Annotated in this window: 16 protein-coding genes; all 16 read left to right on the top strand. The window is 63.0% G+C overall.

What is annotated here, in order from left to right:
• The 16 genes from J9789_RS05215 (at position 1) to J9789_RS05290 (ending at position 16,745) form a co-directional block, all read left to right on the top strand.
• On the top strand, positions 1-699 hold the full coding sequence (locus J9789_RS05215) for a zinc metallopeptidase (protein ID WP_209343160.1): 699 nt from the start codon (positions 1-3) through the stop codon (positions 697-699).
• 1 nt (position 700) lies between these two features.
• Positions 701-2,671: a 16S rRNA (cytosine(967)-C(5))-methyltransferase RsmB gene (rsmB, locus tag J9789_RS05220; protein ID WP_209343162.1), complete on the top strand. Its 1,971-nt coding sequence runs from the start codon at positions 701-703 to the stop codon at positions 2,669-2,671.
• Position 2,672: 1 nt separating this feature from the next.
• Positions 2,673-3,698, top strand: a complete 1,026-nt coding sequence (rlmN, locus tag J9789_RS05225) for a 23S rRNA (adenine(2503)-C(2))-methyltransferase RlmN (protein WP_209343164.1) — start codon at positions 2,673-2,675, stop codon at positions 3,696-3,698.
• A 93-nt stretch (positions 3,699-3,791) separates the two neighbouring features.
• The gene (locus J9789_RS05230) at positions 3,792-4,523 is read left to right on the top strand and encodes a Stp1/IreP family PP2C-type Ser/Thr phosphatase (protein ID WP_209343167.1); all 732 of its coding nucleotides are present in this window, start codon (positions 3,792-3,794) and stop codon (positions 4,521-4,523) included.
• Positions 4,524-4,540: 17 nt separating this feature from the next.
• Positions 4,541-6,658 (top strand): Stk1 family PASTA domain-containing Ser/Thr kinase, encoded by a 2,118-nt coding sequence (gene pknB, locus J9789_RS05235; protein ID WP_209343169.1) that lies wholly within the window; start codon positions 4,541-4,543, stop codon positions 6,656-6,658.
• Between the two features lies 1 nt (position 6,659).
• Positions 6,660-7,541 carry a ribosome small subunit-dependent GTPase A gene (rsgA, locus tag J9789_RS05240; protein WP_209343171.1) on the top strand — a complete coding sequence of 294 codons (882 nt, stop codon included), beginning with the start codon at positions 6,660-6,662 and terminating at the stop codon, positions 7,539-7,541.
• Positions 7,526-8,173, top strand: coding sequence for a thiamine diphosphokinase (locus J9789_RS05245; protein WP_209343173.1), 648 nt, complete (start codon positions 7,526-7,528; stop codon positions 8,171-8,173). Before rsgA ends, J9789_RS05245 begins: the two co-directional genes overlap by 16 nt.
• A gap of 118 nt (positions 8,174-8,291) precedes the next feature.
• Positions 8,292-8,456 carry a hypothetical protein gene (locus J9789_RS05250; protein ID WP_209343175.1) on the top strand — a complete coding sequence of 55 codons (165 nt, stop codon included), beginning with the start codon at positions 8,292-8,294 and terminating at the stop codon, positions 8,454-8,456.
• A 3-nt stretch (positions 8,457-8,459) separates the two neighbouring features.
• Entirely contained in the window at positions 8,460-8,549 is a 90-nt protein-coding gene (spoVM, locus tag J9789_RS05255; protein WP_209343177.1) for a stage V sporulation protein SpoVM, read from the top strand.
• An 86-nt stretch (positions 8,550-8,635) separates the two neighbouring features.
• Positions 8,636-10,162, top strand: coding sequence for an SPOCS domain-containing protein (locus J9789_RS17265; protein WP_209343179.1), 1,527 nt, complete (start codon positions 8,636-8,638; stop codon positions 10,160-10,162).
• Positions 10,163-10,276: 114 nt separating this feature from the next.
• A complete protein-coding gene (locus J9789_RS05265) occupies positions 10,277-10,480 on the top strand; it encodes a 4Fe-4S binding protein (protein WP_209343181.1) in 204 nt (67 codons plus the stop codon).
• A complete protein-coding gene (locus J9789_RS05270; protein ID WP_209343183.1) occupies positions 10,477-11,097 on the top strand; it encodes a 4Fe-4S binding protein in 621 nt (206 codons plus the stop codon). Before J9789_RS05265 ends, J9789_RS05270 begins: the two co-directional genes overlap by 4 nt.
• 5 nt (positions 11,098-11,102) lie before the next feature.
• Positions 11,103-11,399 (top strand): metalloregulator ArsR/SmtB family transcription factor, encoded by a 297-nt coding sequence (locus J9789_RS05275; protein WP_245185078.1) that lies wholly within the window; start codon positions 11,103-11,105, stop codon positions 11,397-11,399.
• A gap of 188 nt (positions 11,400-11,587) precedes the next feature.
• Entirely contained in the window at positions 11,588-13,498 is a 1,911-nt protein-coding gene (locus J9789_RS05280) for an acyl-CoA dehydrogenase family protein (RefSeq protein ID WP_209343184.1), read from the top strand.
• An 83-nt stretch (positions 13,499-13,581) separates the two neighbouring features.
• Positions 13,582-14,793 (top strand): FprA family A-type flavoprotein, encoded by a 1,212-nt coding sequence (locus J9789_RS05285; protein WP_209343193.1) that lies wholly within the window; start codon positions 13,582-13,584, stop codon positions 14,791-14,793.
• Positions 14,794-15,014: 221 nt separating this feature from the next.
• A complete protein-coding gene (locus tag J9789_RS05290) occupies positions 15,015-16,745 on the top strand; it encodes a C69 family dipeptidase (protein WP_209343195.1) in 1,731 nt (576 codons plus the stop codon).
• Positions 16,746-16,750: the final 5 nt, after the last annotated feature.

Here is a 16,750-nt window from a genome sequence, read left to right on the forward strand (position 1 = left end):
ATGTACTTTTTCAATTACTTTGATCCCTATTACTGGATGATCCTGGTGCCAGCCTTCCTCATCGCGCTGCTGGCCCAGCTCAACGTGTCGTCCACCTTCAACCGCTACTCCCGGGTGGCCTGCCGCCGGGGCCTCACCGGCGCCCAGGCCGCCGAGGAGGTCCTGCGGGCCCACGGCGTGTACGGCGTGCGCATTGAGCGGGTGGCGGGCAAGCTCAGCGACCACTACGACCCCCGCAGCAACGTGATCCGCCTGTCGGATGCGGTGTATGGCTCCAACAGCATCGCCGCCGTAGGGGTGGCCGCCCATGAGGCGGGCCACGCCGTCCAGTACGCCCAGGAGTACGGGCCCATCAAGGTTCGGGGGGCCATCATCCCGGTGTGCAACTTCAGCTCCCAGATCTCCATTTTGCTCATTGTGCTGGGCTTTGCGCTCTACTCCCGGCCCCTGTTCGCCGTGGGCGTGCTCCTCTTCGCCGTGGCCACCGTGTTTCAGCTGGTGACCCTGCCGGTGGAGTTTGACGCCTCCCGCCGGGCCATCCGGTCCCTGGGGTCCACCCATCTGCTGGACGACCAGGAGCTGCGGGGCGCCAAAAAGGTGCTGGGCGCTGCGGCCATGACCTACGTGGCCGCCCTGCTGGTGTCCATTGCCCATCTGCTGCGCTATATCCTGGCCTTCAACAGCCGCCGGAGGGATTGATATGACTGCCAGAGAAGTGGCCCTCCGGGCCCTGGTGGCCTGCGAAAAGCAGGGCGCCTGGTCGGATGGCTTTTTGAAAAAAACCTTGAAAACCGCTGGGCTGGACAGCCGGGACGCCGCTCTGGCCACCCGGCTGTGCTTCGGCGTACTTCAGAACCAGCTGCTGCTGGACCACTACCTGGGCAAGCTGTCCACGGTACGCCTGGAGAAGATGGAGCCTGCCGTCTGCAACTCCTTGCGGCTTGGGGCCTATCAAGTGTTATTCCTTGACAGAGTACCCGACCACGCCGCCGTCAGCGAGGCGGTGGATTTGGCCCGGAAGGGCTCCAAAAACCCCCGGTCCGCCGGTCTGGTCAACGGCGTGCTCCGCTCCTTGGCCCGGCAGAAGGACAGTCTGGAGCCTCCCGCCGATCCGGCGGTGCGGTACAGCCACCCCCAGTGGCTGGCCGACCTGTTCACCCGCCGGCTGGGCAGGGAGGAGGCCGCCGCCCTCATGGCGGCCAACAACGGGGAGCCCCCCACCTGCGCCCAGGTGAACACCACCAAGGCCACGGTGGAGGAAGTGACCGATTCCCTCCAGGCGGAGGGGGTGGAGGTGCAGCCCCACCCCTGGCTGCCCAACTGCCTGCTGCTGACCCACACCGGCAGCCTGGAGGAGCTGACCGCCTTCCGGGAGGGCCTCTTTTACATCCAGGATGCCGCCGCCAAGCTGGCGGTGCTGGCCGCCGACCCCAGAGAGGGCATGGACGTGCTGGACGCCTGCGCCGCCCCCGGCGGTAAGTCCTTTGCCGCCGCCATTGCCATGTGGGGTCAGGGCAAGGTGGTCTCCTGCGACATCCACCCACATAAGATGGACCTGATCCAGGCGGGGGCCAAGCGGCTGGGCCTGGACTGCATCACCGCCGAAGTGCTGGACGGCAGGGAATATAAAGAAGAATTCCTTGACGGATTTGACCTGGTGCTGGCCGACGTACCCTGCTCCGGGCTGGGCATCATCCGCAAAAAGCCCGACATCCGCTACAAGGACCCCAAGCCCCTGGAGGGGCTGCCCCGGGTCCAGAAGGCCATTCTGGACAACGTGTGCCGCTACGTCCGGCCGGGGGGCGTGCTGCTCTACGCCACCTGCACCCTGCTGGAGCGGGAGAATGAGGACGTGGTGCGGGCGTTTTTAGACAAGCATAAAGACTTTACATTAGAGGGCTTCCAGGTGCCCGGCGACTTTGAGGGGGCCCGTGAGGGCATGGTGACCTGCTGGCCCCACCGCCACGGCACCGACGGCTTTTTCTTCGCCAAGCTGCGGCGGATGCGCGGGGTGTACGAGGTCCGGCCCAACGAGGGCATGGGTCCCTTCACCCTGGGTATGAGCCAGGCGGAGGCGGAAGAGGCCCTGCAAAAGCTGCATGAGGCGGAGGGCCAGGCCGTGGAGGTGTGGCATCGCTTCGGCGGGTACGGGGATCCCGTGACCTTCCAGCTGGAGTATGAGGACGGAAAACTGAGCCGCATCGGCCTGGACCGGAGCGAGGATCTCAAGGTCCTGTACCACGGCCTGGATCTGACCCGCACCCACGCCGAGGACCTGATCCCGGCTCTGGCCAAAGAGACCGGCTATGGGTGCGACTGTGAGGACCATGAGCTGGCCTGTACCTATGAATTTCCGGCCCTGGGCCTGGAGCTGTGGCGGGAAAGCGCATACCATCCCAAGCTGCTGGAGGTTCCGGACTTTCAGGAGCTGATCCAGGAACTGCCCGAAAATCTGGAGTACGAGCAGGACCACGGCTGGTGCTTTGCTCAGGTGTGGGTCCAGACGGGGTCCTTCCGGGCCCAGTATCCGCTGGAGCCGGGACCGGCTCCCTACGGCCGCCCTGTGAAGTCTACGCCTCCGGCCCAGAAGGCCACAGCGGAGGAGATGATCGCGTTCCTCCATAGAAAATACGGACTGATACCGCCGGAGAAGCCCGGCAGGGGAGAATGATATGACCGACATCAAATCCATGGATCTGGCGGAGATGACCGCCTATTTGAAGGAACTGGGGGAGCCCGCCTTCCGGGCCAAGCAGGTCTTTCAGTGGCTCCACCGAGGGGTGCGCTCCTTCGATGAGATGACCAACCTGTCCAAGGTTTTACGGGAGAAGCTGAAGGCCGAGTGCCTGCTGTGCCCGCCGGAGGTGGAGCGCAAGCAGGTGTCCGCCCTGGACGGCACCATCAAATACTTATGGCGGCTTTCCGACGGAAACTGCATCGAAACCGTTTTGATGCGCTACCATCATGGGAATACTGTGTGTATCTCCTCCCAGGTGGGCTGCCGCATGGGGTGCGCCTTCTGCGCCTCCACTCTGGGCGGCAAGGTGAGAGACTTGACACCCGCTGAAATGCTGGACCAGGTGCTCTTTACCCAGATTGATTCCGGCCACACCATCAGCAACATTGTGCTTATGGGTATCGGCGAGCCGCTGGACAATTTCGACACGGTGCTGCGCTTCCTGTCCCTGGTGAACAGCCCAGACGGGCTCAACATCGGCATGCGCCACATCTCGCTGTCCACCTGCGGTCTGGTCGAAAAAATTGACAAACTGGCCGAGTATCAGTTACAATTAACCCTATCGGTATCCCTCCATGCCCCCGATGATGAGACCCGCAGCAAGCTGATGCCGGTGAACAAGAGTGTGGGCGTGGAGAAGCTCTTCGACACCTGCCGCCGGTATTTTGAAAAGACCGGGCGGCGGATCTCCTACGAGTACGCCATGGTGGACGGGGTGAACGACTCCGACTGGCAGGCCGACCTGCTGGCCAGTCACCTGAAGGGCACCCCCGGCCATGTGAATCTGATCCCCCTGAACCATGTGGCGGAAAGTCCGCTGAAGCCCAGCCGCCGGGTGGCCCAGTTCCAGAAGCGGCTGGAGTCTCACGGCATCACCGCCACGGTGCGGCGCAAGCTGGGGGGAGATATCGACGCTTCCTGCGGGCAGCTGCGCAGGAAGGCTATGCTGCATACCGATTGACGCTGCTGCGGCGCGCCAGGCGCGCCCGTTCCATTGTTTTGCCGGAGGCCTTGGCAGCGGGGCCGGCCGGCTGGAAAAGAGGCTGATTCAACTATGATCAATGCGTGGGGCATCACCGACAAAGGTGTGGTCCGAACTCAGAATCAGGATGGTTATTACGTAGACGTACCCTCGGAGCACCTGGCCGTCGGCGTGGTGTGCGACGGCATGGGAGGCGCCAAGGCGGGCAACATTGCCAGCCTGATCGCGGTGGAGACCTTTGTGGATACCCTCCAGCACGCCCAGGGCGACCCGGACACCCCGCCGCCGGCGGTGCTGGCGAAAGCGGCGGAGGAGGCCAACAGCGCGGTGTACCGCCGGGCCTGTTCCGATCCCGACTGCTTCGGCATGGGTACCACCATGGTGGCCGTCCTGCTGGTGGAGAACACCGCCTACCTGCTGAACATCGGCGACAGCCGGGCCTACCACATCAACGAGGAGGGCATCACTCGGCTCACCCGGGACCACTCCGTGGTGGAGGACATGGTAGCCCGGGGAGACATCACCCCGGAGGAGGCCCGCACCCATCCCCGGAAGAACCTGATTACCCGGGCCCTGGGCGCGGAGGAGCGCATCCGGGCCGACCTGTACGAACGGGAGCTGGTCAGCGGAGACTACCTGCTGCTTTGCTCCGACGGACTGAGCAACATCCTCTCCGACCAGGAGCTGCTCTATGAGGTCATCCACGGAGGAGACCCCGCAGACTGCTGCCAGCGGCTGCTCAACATCACCATCTCAAGAGGCGCGCCCGACAACGTGACGGCGGTCCTCTTCCAGATCCTTTGAAAAGGGGGTAATGAACTATGGATCAGTACATAGGGAAATTACTCGACAACCGATATGAAATCCTGGAGCGCATCGGCATCGGCGGCATGGCCGTGGTGTACAAGGGCCGTGACCACCGCCTCAACCGTCTGGTGGCCATCAAGATCCTGAAGGAGGAGCTGGCTACCGACGCCGAGTTCCGCCGCCGCTTCCACGACGAGTCCCAGGCTGTTGCCATGCTGTCTCACCCCAATATCATGGCGGTGTACGACGTGTCTCACACGCCGGAGCTGGACTATATCGTGATGGAGCTGCTGGACGGTATTACCCTCAAGCAGTACATGCAGAAGAAGGGGGGCAAGCTGGCCTGGCGGGAGGCCCTCCATTTCATCACCCAGATCATGAAGGCCCTGTCCCACGCCCACAGCCGGGGCATCATCCACCGGGACATCAAGCCCCACAACGTGATGGTGCTGCGGGACGGCTCCCTGAAGGTGGCCGACTTCGGCATTGCCCGGCTCACCTCCTCGGCCCAGGCCACCCTGACCCAGGAGGCCCTGGGCTCGGTCCACTATATCTCGCCCGAGCAGGCCAGAGGCAGCCACATCGACGCCCGCAGCGACATCTACTCTGCCGGTGTGGTGCTCTATGAGATGATCACCGGCCGCCTGCCCTACGAGGGGGATTCCCCGGTGGCGGTGGCCATCCAGCACATCAATTCCATCCCCCTGTCTCCCAGGGAGATCGACCCGGAGATCCCCGAGGCCCTGGAGGCCATCACCATGAAGGCCATGGCCTCCGACGTCAACCAGCGGTACATCTCCGCCGACGCCATGCTGGCCGACCTGGAGGAGTTCCGCAAGAATCCCTCCATTAACTTTGACTACACCCCGGCGGACCTGCTGGTCACCGAGGGGGATGAGCCCACCCAGGTGCTGGGCGCCAACACCCCCAGCAACGTACGTGCCCAGCCCGCTCACGCCGACCGCTACGAGGAGGAGGACACCTGGACCCGTCCCCGGCCCGTCCGGCGGGAGGAGGATACCCGGCCCAAGAACCGCAAGCGCCGGTACGACGATGACGACTACGACGATTACGATGCGCCCCGGGGCAACGGCAGCCGCCTGCCCATCTACCTGGCCATCGCCGCCGTGGCACTCTTCCTGGTGGGTATGGGCGTGTTTCTGTGGATCTCCTTCTTCGGCGGCATCACCGGCAACAGCGGCGACTTCAACGTGCCTCGCCTGTATGGCATGACCGTGGAGGAGGCCAAGGAGAATGCCGACGTGGTCAAGGGTAGCTTCCAAATCGTGGTAGGCGGTACCACAGAGAGCGACCTGCCCGAGGGACAGATCGTGTCTCAGGACCCGGAGAGCGGCCGCAACGCCCAGTCCGGTGCCATCATCACCGTCACCCTCAGCGACGGCAGCGGTGCGGAAGAGGAGACCGGCACCATGCCCAACCTGGTGAACAAAGATAAGCGCATCGCCATTGCCCAGCTGGAGGAGTTGGGCTTCAGCGAGGAGAAGGGCAACCTAGAGATCAAGGAGGAGGCCTCCGAGGATGTAACCAAGGAGTACGTCATCTCCACCGATCCCGAGGCCCACACCGACCTGAAGGATGTGGAGAAAGTCACCCTGGTGGTGAGCTCCGGTCCGGAGTCGGACCCTGTAACAGTCATTGACTTTGTCAATATGACCGCCCAGCAGGCCAAGGACGCCGCAGAGGGCATGGGCCTGGTGGTATCCTCCATGGAAGAAGTGTACGACGCCTCTGTGCCGGCGGGCTATGTCTGCTGGCAGAGCATTGACAACAAGACCCAGGTGGAGAAGGGCCAGACCATCTCCTTCAAGGTGAGCAAAGGTCCCGAGCCCTCCACCGAGCCCTCCACCGAACCCACCCCGAATCAGCCCGATACCTCCACCGAGCCTACCCCCGGCGGCCAGTTTAACGCCATCAGCTACAACATTGATCTGCCCCGAGACCGGGACATGGTACAGGTGACGGTACAGGTGGACGGTCAGACTCAGTATGACAAGACCCTGGAGACCGTCCAGCAGCTGGTGGTGGTCACCCTGAAGGGCAGCGGCACCCAGGAGATCAGCGTCTACTTTGACGGCCAGCTGAACAAAACCGAGACCCGTGACTTTGGCTGATATGGAAGGAATCATTTTAAAAGCCCTCAGCGGCTTCTATTACGTGGATGACGGCTCCGGCAGGCTTACCGCCTGTCGGGGCCGCGGCAAATTCCGCCACCAGAAGGTGAGCCCTCTGGTGGGGGACCGGGTGGAGTTTACCCGCCTGGAGGGGGAGAGCGGCATCCTGGACGCCATTCTGCCCCGGAAAAATGAATTTCAGCGGCCTGCGGTAGCCAACATCGACCAGCTGGTGGTGGTGGCCTCCGGCGCTATCCCGGTCACCGACCCCTTCCTCATCGACCGGGTGGTTTCCATCGCCGAGGGGCGGGACTGCGAGAGCATCATCGTCCTCAACAAGTGCGACCTGGACGGAGCGGACAGCCTGTACGACACCTACACCAAGGCGGGGTTCACCACCCTGCGGGTGAGCGCCGAGACCGGGGAGGGCATCGACCAGCTGGCCGCTGCCATTGCTGGAAAGGTATCAGCCTTCACAGGCAACTCCGGCGTAGGCAAGTCCTCCATCCTCAACGCCCTCCAGCCCGACTTTCATATCCGGGTGGGGGAGGTGTCCGACAAGCTGGGCCGCGGCCGCCACACTACCCGCCATGTGGAGCTGTTCCGGCTGGACAGCGGCGCCATTGTGGCCGACACCCCCGGCTTCTCCTCCTTTGACACGGAGGAGATGGAGCTGCGGCGGCCGGAGGAGCTGCAATACACCTTCCGGGAGTTCGCCCCCTATCTGGACCAGTGCCGGTTCACCGGGTGCGCTCATGTAAAGGAAAAAGGCTGTGCAGTCCTTGCGGCGGTAAAGGCGGGGGAGATCCCGGCCAGCCGCCACGCCAGCTATGTGCGGCTGTACCAGCAGGCAAAGGAAGTGCCGGAATGGCAGAGAAAGTAAGCCAATATGCCCTCATCGTCGGCGCAGCCCCCTGCGCCGACCTGGCTTTTCTGAGGGATCATCTGGGGGAGAATGACTGGACAGTGATCTGCGCCGACGGAGGGCTGAACGCGGCCCTGTCTGCCGGGCTGAAACCGGATTACCTGATCGGAGACTGGGACTCCGGCGGACGTCCCGCCGGGGACGTGCCCTGTACCACCCTGCCGGTGGAGAAGGACTTTACCGATCTCCAGGCGGCGGCCCACTGGGCTTTGGAGCAGGGCTGCCGGGAGCTGCTGCTGTGCGGCTGCACCGGCGGGCGGCTGGACCACACCGCCTCCAACCTGGTGCTGCTGGAGTGGATCGCCCGGCGGGGCGGCAATGCCGTCATGGCCGACAGCGACAACGAGGTGCGTTTTCTGGAGAACGGCACCCTTACGCTGGAAGACGCACCCCACTACCACTATCTGTCCATCATCCCCCTGGACAAGACCGTAAAGGGCGTTACCTTGCGGGGCGTCAAGTACCCTCTGGAGGGGGCGGACATCACCCGGGGGGATACCCTGACCGTCAGCAACGAGCCCGCCGCCCCGGTGATGGAGATCACGGTGGAGCAGGGGGCTGTGCTGGTGATCCGTAGTCAGCGGGAATAACGGAACAAGACCCGAAAGGGGCGGCAGAGGCCGCCCCTTTTTTGCTGCCCGGGCCCAAGAACACAACCGCCGCCCTGCGCGTATACTGGGACAGAACCAGTGAAGGGAGGCGGCTGTTTTGACGCTGGATGGCAAAAAGGCGCTGGCTGCGGCGGCGCTGTGCGGCGCGGGCGCGGTGCTGCTGTTCCGCCCGGGCACCCTGGCGGTCTTTGTGGCCGGGGCCTGGCTGGGCCGCCGGGGCTTTGGCTGGCTCAAACGATATTGGCTTGACAGGGAGGCATAAGGAATGAAGATCGTGGTAGTGAAGTCCCCCAAAGCCCTCAGCGGCCTGCTGAGGCTGGTGTTCGGCATCAAAAAAACCGGCCCGGAGACCTGAATCCGGTCATAGGGGAGGCGCCTTGTACATATATTGCCCTAGCAGCAATCAGTCTGGGCAATGGCCCGTACAAGGAGTGGAACGCTATGGAACTGGAATTGGAACGGACGGCGCTGGACGGGTTTACCGCGGTGCTGGATACCGCCGTGGCCCAGGAAGAGACCATGGAGAGCATCGTGCCCGACGCCTGCCCCGATCTGCTGGGCGTCTGTGACACGGAAGGGGTGGTGTGCCTCCACCGGAAGGAGGCCATGGAGGGCCGGGTGGAGCTGTCCGGCACCATCCATGCCCTGCTGCTGTGCCAGCCCGACGGGGAGGTGGGCCTGCGGCGGCTGGAGGTGGATCTGCCCTTTACCTGCACCGCCGACGCCGCCGGCATCAACCCCGGCTGCAAGGTGGTGGCCGAGCCCCGGCTGCGGGGGGCGGACGCCCGGCTGGTCAATCCCCGGAAGGTGCTGGTGCGGGCCGACCTGGTGGTGGACGTCCAGGTCTTTACCCCGGTGACCGACTGCGCCTGCGCCTCGGTGCTGGAGCCGGAGCAGGCGGGGGTGGAGCAGCTCAGCGAACCCTGTCAGACCTGCGTCACCGTATGTGTACAGGAAAAGCCCTTTCCATTCAGCGACGAGCTTACCTTGCCGGGGAGCCGTCCCGAGGCCGAAGCCCTGCTGAAGTGGCGGGTGGCGCTGGAGTGCGGGGAGGCCAAGGTCATTGGCAGCAAGCTGATCTTCAAGGGCTCCGCCCGGCTCCAGGTGCTCTATCGCTGTGCCGACGGAGGCCTGAGCACCGGGGAGTTCGAGCTGCCCATCTCCCAGTTGATGGAGGTGAGCGGCGCCGGGGAAGAGGCCATGTGTCAGGTGGGGCTGGTCCTTACAGACCTGAGCTGTGAACTGGACGATGGGGACGGCCGCACCATCAGCGTGACCATGGGCCTGCTGGCCCAGGCGGTGGTGCGGGAGGAGCGGAGCATGACCCTGCTCACCGATGTGTACTCCACCCTCTACGACTTGAACGCCCAGGTCCGCCCCCTGGCCCTCAGCCGGGTGGCCGACCGGGGGGAGCGGGAGGTGGCTGTCCGGGAACTGCTGGAGACCGGCATGGTGCCCCAGGATGTGCTGGACGCCTATGTGACCATGGGGGACACCGCCCAGAACCGGGAGGGGGAGCGGGTCTCCCTCACCGCCCAGGTCAACGTACATCTGCTCTGCCGCACCGAGGACGGGGAGACCACGTCGGTCACCCGCACCCTGCCGGTGTCCTGCCCGGTGGAGCTGCCTGAGGGGGTCCGGTGCTCCTGCCGGTGCACCTGCACCGCGCCGGTATACGCCGCTCCCACCGCCGGCGGGGTGGAGGTCCGGTTTCCGGTGCGTTTCGGCTGGCTGGCCCTCACGGGAAGCAAGGCCGCCGCCGTCAGTGCCGTCACCTTTGATGAGAATTGCCCCATCGACCACACCGGCCAGCCCTCCATCGTGCTGCGGATGATCACCGGCGGGGAGCGGCTGTGGGACATCGCCAAGGCCTACGGCACCACCGGCCGGGACGTGATGCAGGCCAACGCCCTGGAGGAGGAGGAGCTGCCCGACGGTCAGCTGCTGCTCATTCCCAGAAAACGCTAAGCAGAGAGGGCCTGCCGCAACTTGCGGCAGGCCCTCTTTTTTTCCCTTGCATTTCTTTCGGTTATCTGTTATATTAGAAATTGCTTAAATGCTTAACTAATGGGAGGACAAGATATGGCGTCCAAGCGTTATGCCGCCGTCGGGAAGCACTGCGTGGCCTGCGGTTGCTGTGTCAAGGTATGCCCCCTATCGGCCATCTCGGTCTGGCGGGGCGTGGTCGCCCGGGTGGACCGGGAGAAGTGCGTGGGCTGCGGCAAGTGTGCCAAGGAGTGCCCGGCGGGCACCATTGAGCTCATGAACCGGGAGGTGGAGGTATGAACAGGAAGAAGCACTGGTACGACTATCTGTGGATCGTCACCCCCATCTATCTGGGGCTGGGGTTCTTCAACATTCTCTTTGCCTGGCTGGGCATGATCTTCTTCTGTCTGCCCCTGCTCATTGCCATCTTCGGCGGCAGCAAGCTGTACTGTAACCGCTACTGTGACCGGGGCCAGTTCCTGTCCCTGCTGGGCGGGCGGCTGAAGCTGTCCCGCAACAGGCCCACCCCCCGGTGGATGCGCTCCAAGGTGTTCCGCTACGGCTTCCTCATCTTTTTCTTCATCATGTTCTTCCAGATGCTCTTCACCACCTACCTGGTGGGGGCGGGAGCCCGTGACATCGGGGAGTTCGTCAAGCTGTTCTGGACCTTCAAAGTGCCCTGGCACTGGGCCTATCATGGCACCCTCTTTGCCCCCTGGGTGGCCCAGTTCGCCTTCGGATTCTACTCCATCATGCTCACATCCACCCTTATCGGTCTCATCGTCATGGTGCTCTTCAAGCCCCGGACCTGGTGCGTGTTCTGCCCCATGGGCACCATGACCCAGCTGATCTGCACCCTGCGCTCGGGCAAGGCCCCGGCGGAGGGCTGCGCCTCCTGCTCCGGCTGCCGGAGGTAAGGATTATGGACGAACAACTGCGGGAAAAGGCCAAAACCATCGCCGAACTGATGGCCCAGATGGCCAATGAGAACCGGCTGCTCATCCTGTGCGCCCTGCTGGACGGGCCTAGGACGGTGGGGGAACTGGGGGAGAGCGTGCCCAACATCACCGGCCCCGCCCTGTCCCAGCACCTGCACAAGCTGAAGGACGGGGGACTGGTCCAGGCGGAAAAGCACGGCCAGTTCGTCACCTATTCCATCAAGGACAGCCGCATTCAGGCCCTGATGGCGGTGCTCAAAGAACAATATTGCGCCCAATGAACAGACAGCGCGCCTCACTTTGTGTGGGACGCGCTGTCTGTTCTTCTAATTCCTGGTTTTCATATGGGAAATATTTTGTTAAAATGCCATAATTCCTATTGACATAGTGTACTTCACTGTGTTAGGATGGTCTTACAAAATAATGATTCTCATTATTGATTTTAAATACAGACAAGGAGGACGACACCATGCTGTTCAAGACCACGGAGCAACACGAGGCCCTGCGGGCCAAGATCCGGGCATTTGCGGAAGCGGAAGTCAAACCCCAGGCCTTCCTGATGGACAAGGAGAATCTCTTTCCCGACGAGGCTATCAAGAAGCTGGGGGAGATGGGGCTCATGGGCATCCCCTATCCCAAGGAGTACGGCGGCGCCGGGCTGGACGCCCTGAGCTATGCCATTGCGGTGGAGGAGCTGTCCCGGGTAGACGGCGGCACCGGCGTCATCCTGTCGGCCCACGTGTCCCTGGGCTCCTGGCCCATCTTCGCCTACGGCACCGAGGAGCAGAAGCAGAAGTACCTGGTGCCTCTGACCCGCGGCGAGAAGATTGGCGCTTTCGGCCTCACCGAGCCAAACGCCGGTTCCGACGCCGGCGGCACTGAGACCACCGCCGTGGACAAGGGGGACCACTGGCTCCTCAACGGCGGCAAGATATTCATCACCAACGCCCCCAAGGCGGACACCTATGTGGTCTTTGCGGTGACCACCCCCGACATCGGCACCCGGGGCATCTCCGCCTTCATCGTGGAGAAGGGTTGGGAGGGCTTCACCTTCGGCGACCACTACGACAAGATGGGCATTCGTTCCTCCTCCACCGCCGAGCTCATCTTCAACGACGTGAAGGTGCCCAAGGAAAACCTGCTGGGCAAGGAGGGCCAGGGCTTTAAGATCGCCATGTCCACCCTGGACGGCGGCCGCATCGGCATCGCGGCTCAGGCGCTGGGCATTGCCCAGGGGGCCTATGAGGCCGCCGTGGAGTACGCCAAGGAGCGGGTCCAGTTCGGCAAGCCCATCGGCTTCAACCAGTCCATCGGCTTCAAGCTGGCCGACATGGCCACCAAGCTCCGCTGTGCCCGGCTGCTGGTCTACTCCGCTGCCGACCTGAAGGAGCACCACGAGCCCTACGGCACCGAGTCGGCCATGGCCAAGATGTACGCCTCCGACATCGCCCTGGAGGTCACCAACGACGCGGTTCAGATCTTCGGCGGCACCGGCTTCCTCAAGGGCATGGATGTGGAGCGGATGTACCGGGACGCCAAGATCACCACCATCTACGAGGGCACCAACGAGATCCAGCGAGTGGTTATCTCCTCCGCTATCATGGGCAAGCCCCCAAAGAGCGAGAGCGGCTCCTCCAGCCGGCCCAAGAAGCCCGCCCCCGTTACCGGCGTGCGCAAGCGCATCCTGCTGAAGGAGGGAAGCGCCGACGATCAGGTCAACGCTCTGGTGGAGCACCTGAAGAAGGACGGCCACGACTTCACCGTGGGTATCCCCATGGACACCCCCATCAGCCAGGCCGAGCGTGTGGTTTCCGCCGGTCAGGGCATCGGGGACAAGAAGAACATGAAGCTCATTGAGAATCTGGCTAAGGCAGCCGGCGCCGCCGTGGGCTCCTCCCGCCCGGTGGCTGAGACGCTGAAGTATGTGCCCCTGGACCGGTATGTGGGTATGTCCGGCCAGAAGTTCAAGGGCAACCTGTACATCGCCTGCGGCATCTCGGGCGCCATCCAGCACCTGAAGGGCATCAAGGATGCCTCCACCATCGTGGCCATCAACAAGAACGGCAACGCCCCCATCTTCAAGAACTGCGACTACGGCATCGTGGGCGACGTCAACGAGATCCTGCCTCTGCTGGCCGCCGCGCTGGATACCGGCGAGAAGCAGCCCGCGCCCCCCATGGTGAAGATGAAGCGCCCCGCGCCCCCCAAGCCCGAGCCCATCGGCAAGCGTTATGTGTGCGGCGGCTGCGGCTACGAGTATGTGCCCGAGCTGGGCGATCCCGACGCCGAGGTGGCTCCCGGCACCCTGTTCGAGACTCTGCCTGAGGATTGGGTGTGCCCCGAGTGCGCCGAGGGCAAGGAGATGTTCATCGAGGCCTGAGCGCCCATACCGGCTGTGCCGGAAAACGCAGTCAATGACACAAATGCGCCGATCGGCGCGACCATATAGAAGGAGGGACTACCATGTATTGTGTCCGCAACGTGACGGAAAACCTGTACTGGGTCGGCGCCAACGACCACCGGCTCCACCTGTTTGAAAATATCCATCCCATCCCCCGTGGCGTCAGCTACAACGCCTACCTGCTGCTGGACGAAAAGACCGTCCTCTTTGACACCGTGGACTGGTCTGTGTGCCGCCAGCTGCTGGAGAACGTGGAGCATCTGCTGGGGGAGCGCCCCCTGGACTACCTGGTTATCAACCACATGGAGCCCGATCACGGCGCTTCCATCGAGGAGATCCTGCTGCGCTGGCCCGACGTGAAGGTCATCTCCACGGAGAAATCCTTCCTCTTCATGCGCCAGTTCGGATTCCAGGTCGACGGCCATGAGCTCATCGAGGTCAAGGAGGGGGACACCTTCTCCTTCGGCAAGCACAACGTCACCTTTGTGGCCGCCCCCATGGTCCACTGGCCCGAGGCCATGGTCACCTTTGACACCACCAACGGCGCGCTCTTCTCCGCCGACGCCTTTGGCACCTTCGGCGCCCTGGACGGCAAGCTCTTTGCCGATGAGGTCAACTTCGACCGGGACTGGATCGACGACGCCCGGCGCTACCTCACCAATATCGTGGGCAAGTACGGCCCCCACATCCAGCTGCTGCTGAAAAAGGCCGGCACGATCCTGGACCAGATCAAGTACATCTGCCCCCTCCACGGTCCCGTGTGGCGGAAGGATCTGGGCTACTTCATCGACAAGTATGACAAGTGGAGCCGCTACGAGCCGGAGGAGAAGGGCGTGCTCATTGCCTACGCCTCCATGTACGGCAACACCGAAGCCGCCGCCCAGGCCCTGGCCGCCAAGCTGTGCGAGAAGGGCGTCACCAACGTGCATGTGTACGACGTGTCCAACACCCATGTGTCCTACCTGGTCAGCGAGTCCTTCCGGCTGAGCCACATTGTGCTGGCCAGCGTCACTTACAACCTGGGGATCTATCCCGTCATGCACGACTATCTCATGCACCTGAAGGGCCTCAACCTCCAGAACCGTACCTTCGCCATCGTGGAGAACGGCTCCTGGGCGCCCAAGTCCGGCGATCTGATGCAGAAGTTTGTGGACGAGGAGCTGAAGAATATGACGGTCATCAACGACCGCCTGTCCATCGCCTCCGCTCTCCACGCCGACAAGGCCGCCGAGCTGGAGTCCCTGGCAGACTCCATCGTGGAATCCATGCAGTGATCAAATAAACCGCGGGGTGTTCCGACAAAAACAGTCGGAACGCCCCGCTTCTTCTACTTATTAGATGTTATTACAATTATATGTGTTGACAAATGGTTGAATTTGTGCAACTATTTGATTGCTACCGGAGCAACCGGAATCTGTCGGAACCATCGGAACGAAAGGAGGGAACTTATTTCTGCGACCCCGGACCCGAATCAAAAAAGGAGAGGTGTACAATTATGAAGAAGTCCCTTCGCGTTCTGTCCGCGGTGCTGGCCGGCACGATGCTGCTGAGCACCAGCGCCCTGGCCTGTACCGGCGTGTACGTCGGTAAGGATGTCAGCACAGATGGCTCGTACATGATTGCCCGCAGCGAGGACCAGAGCAACGGCGCCTACAACAAGATGTTCGTTGTTCAGCCCAGAGTGGAGAATGTGCCCGGCCGCTACATCGAGGATACGGCTACCGGATTCAAGATCCCTCTGCCCGCTACCACCTACAAGTACAACTACGTGCCCGATTACACCCGGGGCGACGACGGCATGTATCCCGGTTCCTGCACCAATGAGTACGGCGTGAGCATCTCCGCCACTGTCTCCACCTCCACCTGCGAGGCCTGGGAGGCGGAGGATCCCTTCGTGGAGCCCGGCCTGCGCGAGGCCATCCTGGCCGCCACCGTGGCCGCTGTGTCCAAGACTGCCCGTGAGGGCGTTGAGGTCCTGCTGGGCTACGTGGACGACTACGGCTCCGAAGAGGGCAACACCGTCATGATCACCGACCAGAAGGAAGCCTGGATCGTGGAGATCTACAGCGGCCATCACTACTGCGCCATGAAGATGCCCGACGACCAGGTCGCCGTGTTCGGCAACCACAACATGATCGGGCTGGTGGACCCCAAGGCCACCCCCGAGGACGGCTACTACTACTCCGACGGCCTGTTTGAGACCATCGACAAGCTGGGTCTGGCGGTCAAGGAGGGTGAGAAGTATCACCTGGCCAAGTCCGTCTGCAACAACACCCGCGAGGACTACAACGCCATGCGCAACTGGGCCGGCATGACCATCCTGGCCCCCTCCAAGGCCGGCGACTACAAGAGCGGCGAGTTCTACCCCCTGTTCTACACCCCCGATGAGAAGGTCAGCGTCCTGACCGTCATGGACGTCTACCGCAACCGGCTGGAGGGCACTCCTCTGGACGTGACCCTGCCCGGCCAGGAGAACAACCGCGTCATCGGCACCGAGCGCTCCTCCCAGATCCATGTGCTCCAGACCTTCCCCGAGTGGCCCGCTGAGTGTGCCGCCATCGACTGGATCTGCCTGGGCAACGCCCAGCACTCCGTGTTCGTCCCCCACTTCTCCGGCATCAACGACACCGCTCCCGCCTACAAGGTGGACGGCGAGGTCTATGATCCCAGCGGCGCGTTCTGGATGTTCAAGCGCGTCTGCACCCTGGCCGAGCAGAACCGCTCCCTCTACAGCAAGGGCGTTATGGATTTCTGGGATCTGCAGGAGCACATCATGTACGATGAGATGATGGACGCCTCCAAGACCATGCAGGCCAAGTACGCTGAGAGCCGCGCCGCCGGCGACGCCTACGTCACCGAGCTGGGCATCCAGATGGCCGAGCGGGAGATGGGTCTGACCGACAACCTGTACGCCAACCTGCTGACCACCATGATGTTCAACACCGGCCGGGCCGCCGGCCGCACCCTGAAGACCTTCGTGGCTGACGTGCCTCTGCGTCAGATCGCCGAGTACAAGGGCTACAGCGTGTCCTGGGACAGCGGCAGCATCACCGTCGCCAAGGGCGCTACCAGCTATACCTTTACCCCCAACGACGATCCCGCGTTCTTCTATCCCAAGGGCTATGCCTGCACCGATGCCAACGGCAACGATGTGGAGCTGAGCACCTACGCCTATGTCCGTGACGGCGTGACCTACGTCCCCATGGACTTTGTCAACAAGCTGTAAGTTCG

It is taken from the genome of Flavonifractor sp. AGMB03687 (assembly GCF_017811815.1).
Taxonomy (GTDB): domain Bacteria; phylum Bacillota; class Clostridia; order Oscillospirales; family Oscillospiraceae; genus Flavonifractor.

Coding starts and splice junctions, on each gene's coding strand:
- spoVM (WP_209343177.1), top strand. CDS start 8,460: ATGAAGATCGTGGTAGTGAAGTCCCCCAAAGCCCTCAGCGGCCTGCTG.
- J9789_RS05230 (WP_209343167.1), top strand. CDS start 3,792: ATGATCAATGCGTGGGGCATCACCGACAAAGGTGTGGTCCGAACTCAG.
- rlmN (WP_209343164.1), top strand. CDS start 2,673: ATGACCGACATCAAATCCATGGATCTGGCGGAGATGACCGCCTATTTG.
- J9789_RS05280 (WP_209343184.1), top strand. CDS start 11,588: ATGCTGTTCAAGACCACGGAGCAACACGAGGCCCTGCGGGCCAAGATC.
- J9789_RS17265 (WP_209343179.1), top strand. CDS start 8,636: ATGGAACTGGAATTGGAACGGACGGCGCTGGACGGGTTTACCGCGGTG.
- J9789_RS05265 (WP_209343181.1), top strand. CDS start 10,277: ATGGCGTCCAAGCGTTATGCCGCCGTCGGGAAGCACTGCGTGGCCTGC.
- J9789_RS05275 (WP_245185078.1), top strand. CDS start 11,103: ATGGACGAACAACTGCGGGAAAAGGCCAAAACCATCGCCGAACTGATG.
- J9789_RS05245 (WP_209343173.1), top strand. CDS start 7,526: ATGGCAGAGAAAGTAAGCCAATATGCCCTCATCGTCGGCGCAGCCCCC.
- J9789_RS05215 (WP_209343160.1), top strand. CDS start 1: ATGTACTTTTTCAATTACTTTGATCCCTATTACTGGATGATCCTGGTG.
- J9789_RS05285 (WP_209343193.1), top strand. CDS start 13,582: ATGTATTGTGTCCGCAACGTGACGGAAAACCTGTACTGGGTCGGCGCC.
- pknB (WP_209343169.1), top strand. CDS start 4,541: ATGGATCAGTACATAGGGAAATTACTCGACAACCGATATGAAATCCTG.
- rsmB (WP_209343162.1), top strand. CDS start 701: ATGACTGCCAGAGAAGTGGCCCTCCGGGCCCTGGTGGCCTGCGAAAAG.
- rsgA (WP_209343171.1), top strand. CDS start 6,660: ATGGAAGGAATCATTTTAAAAGCCCTCAGCGGCTTCTATTACGTGGAT.
- J9789_RS05290 (WP_209343195.1), top strand. CDS start 15,015: ATGAAGAAGTCCCTTCGCGTTCTGTCCGCGGTGCTGGCCGGCACGATG.
- J9789_RS05270 (WP_209343183.1), top strand. CDS start 10,477: ATGAACAGGAAGAAGCACTGGTACGACTATCTGTGGATCGTCACCCCC.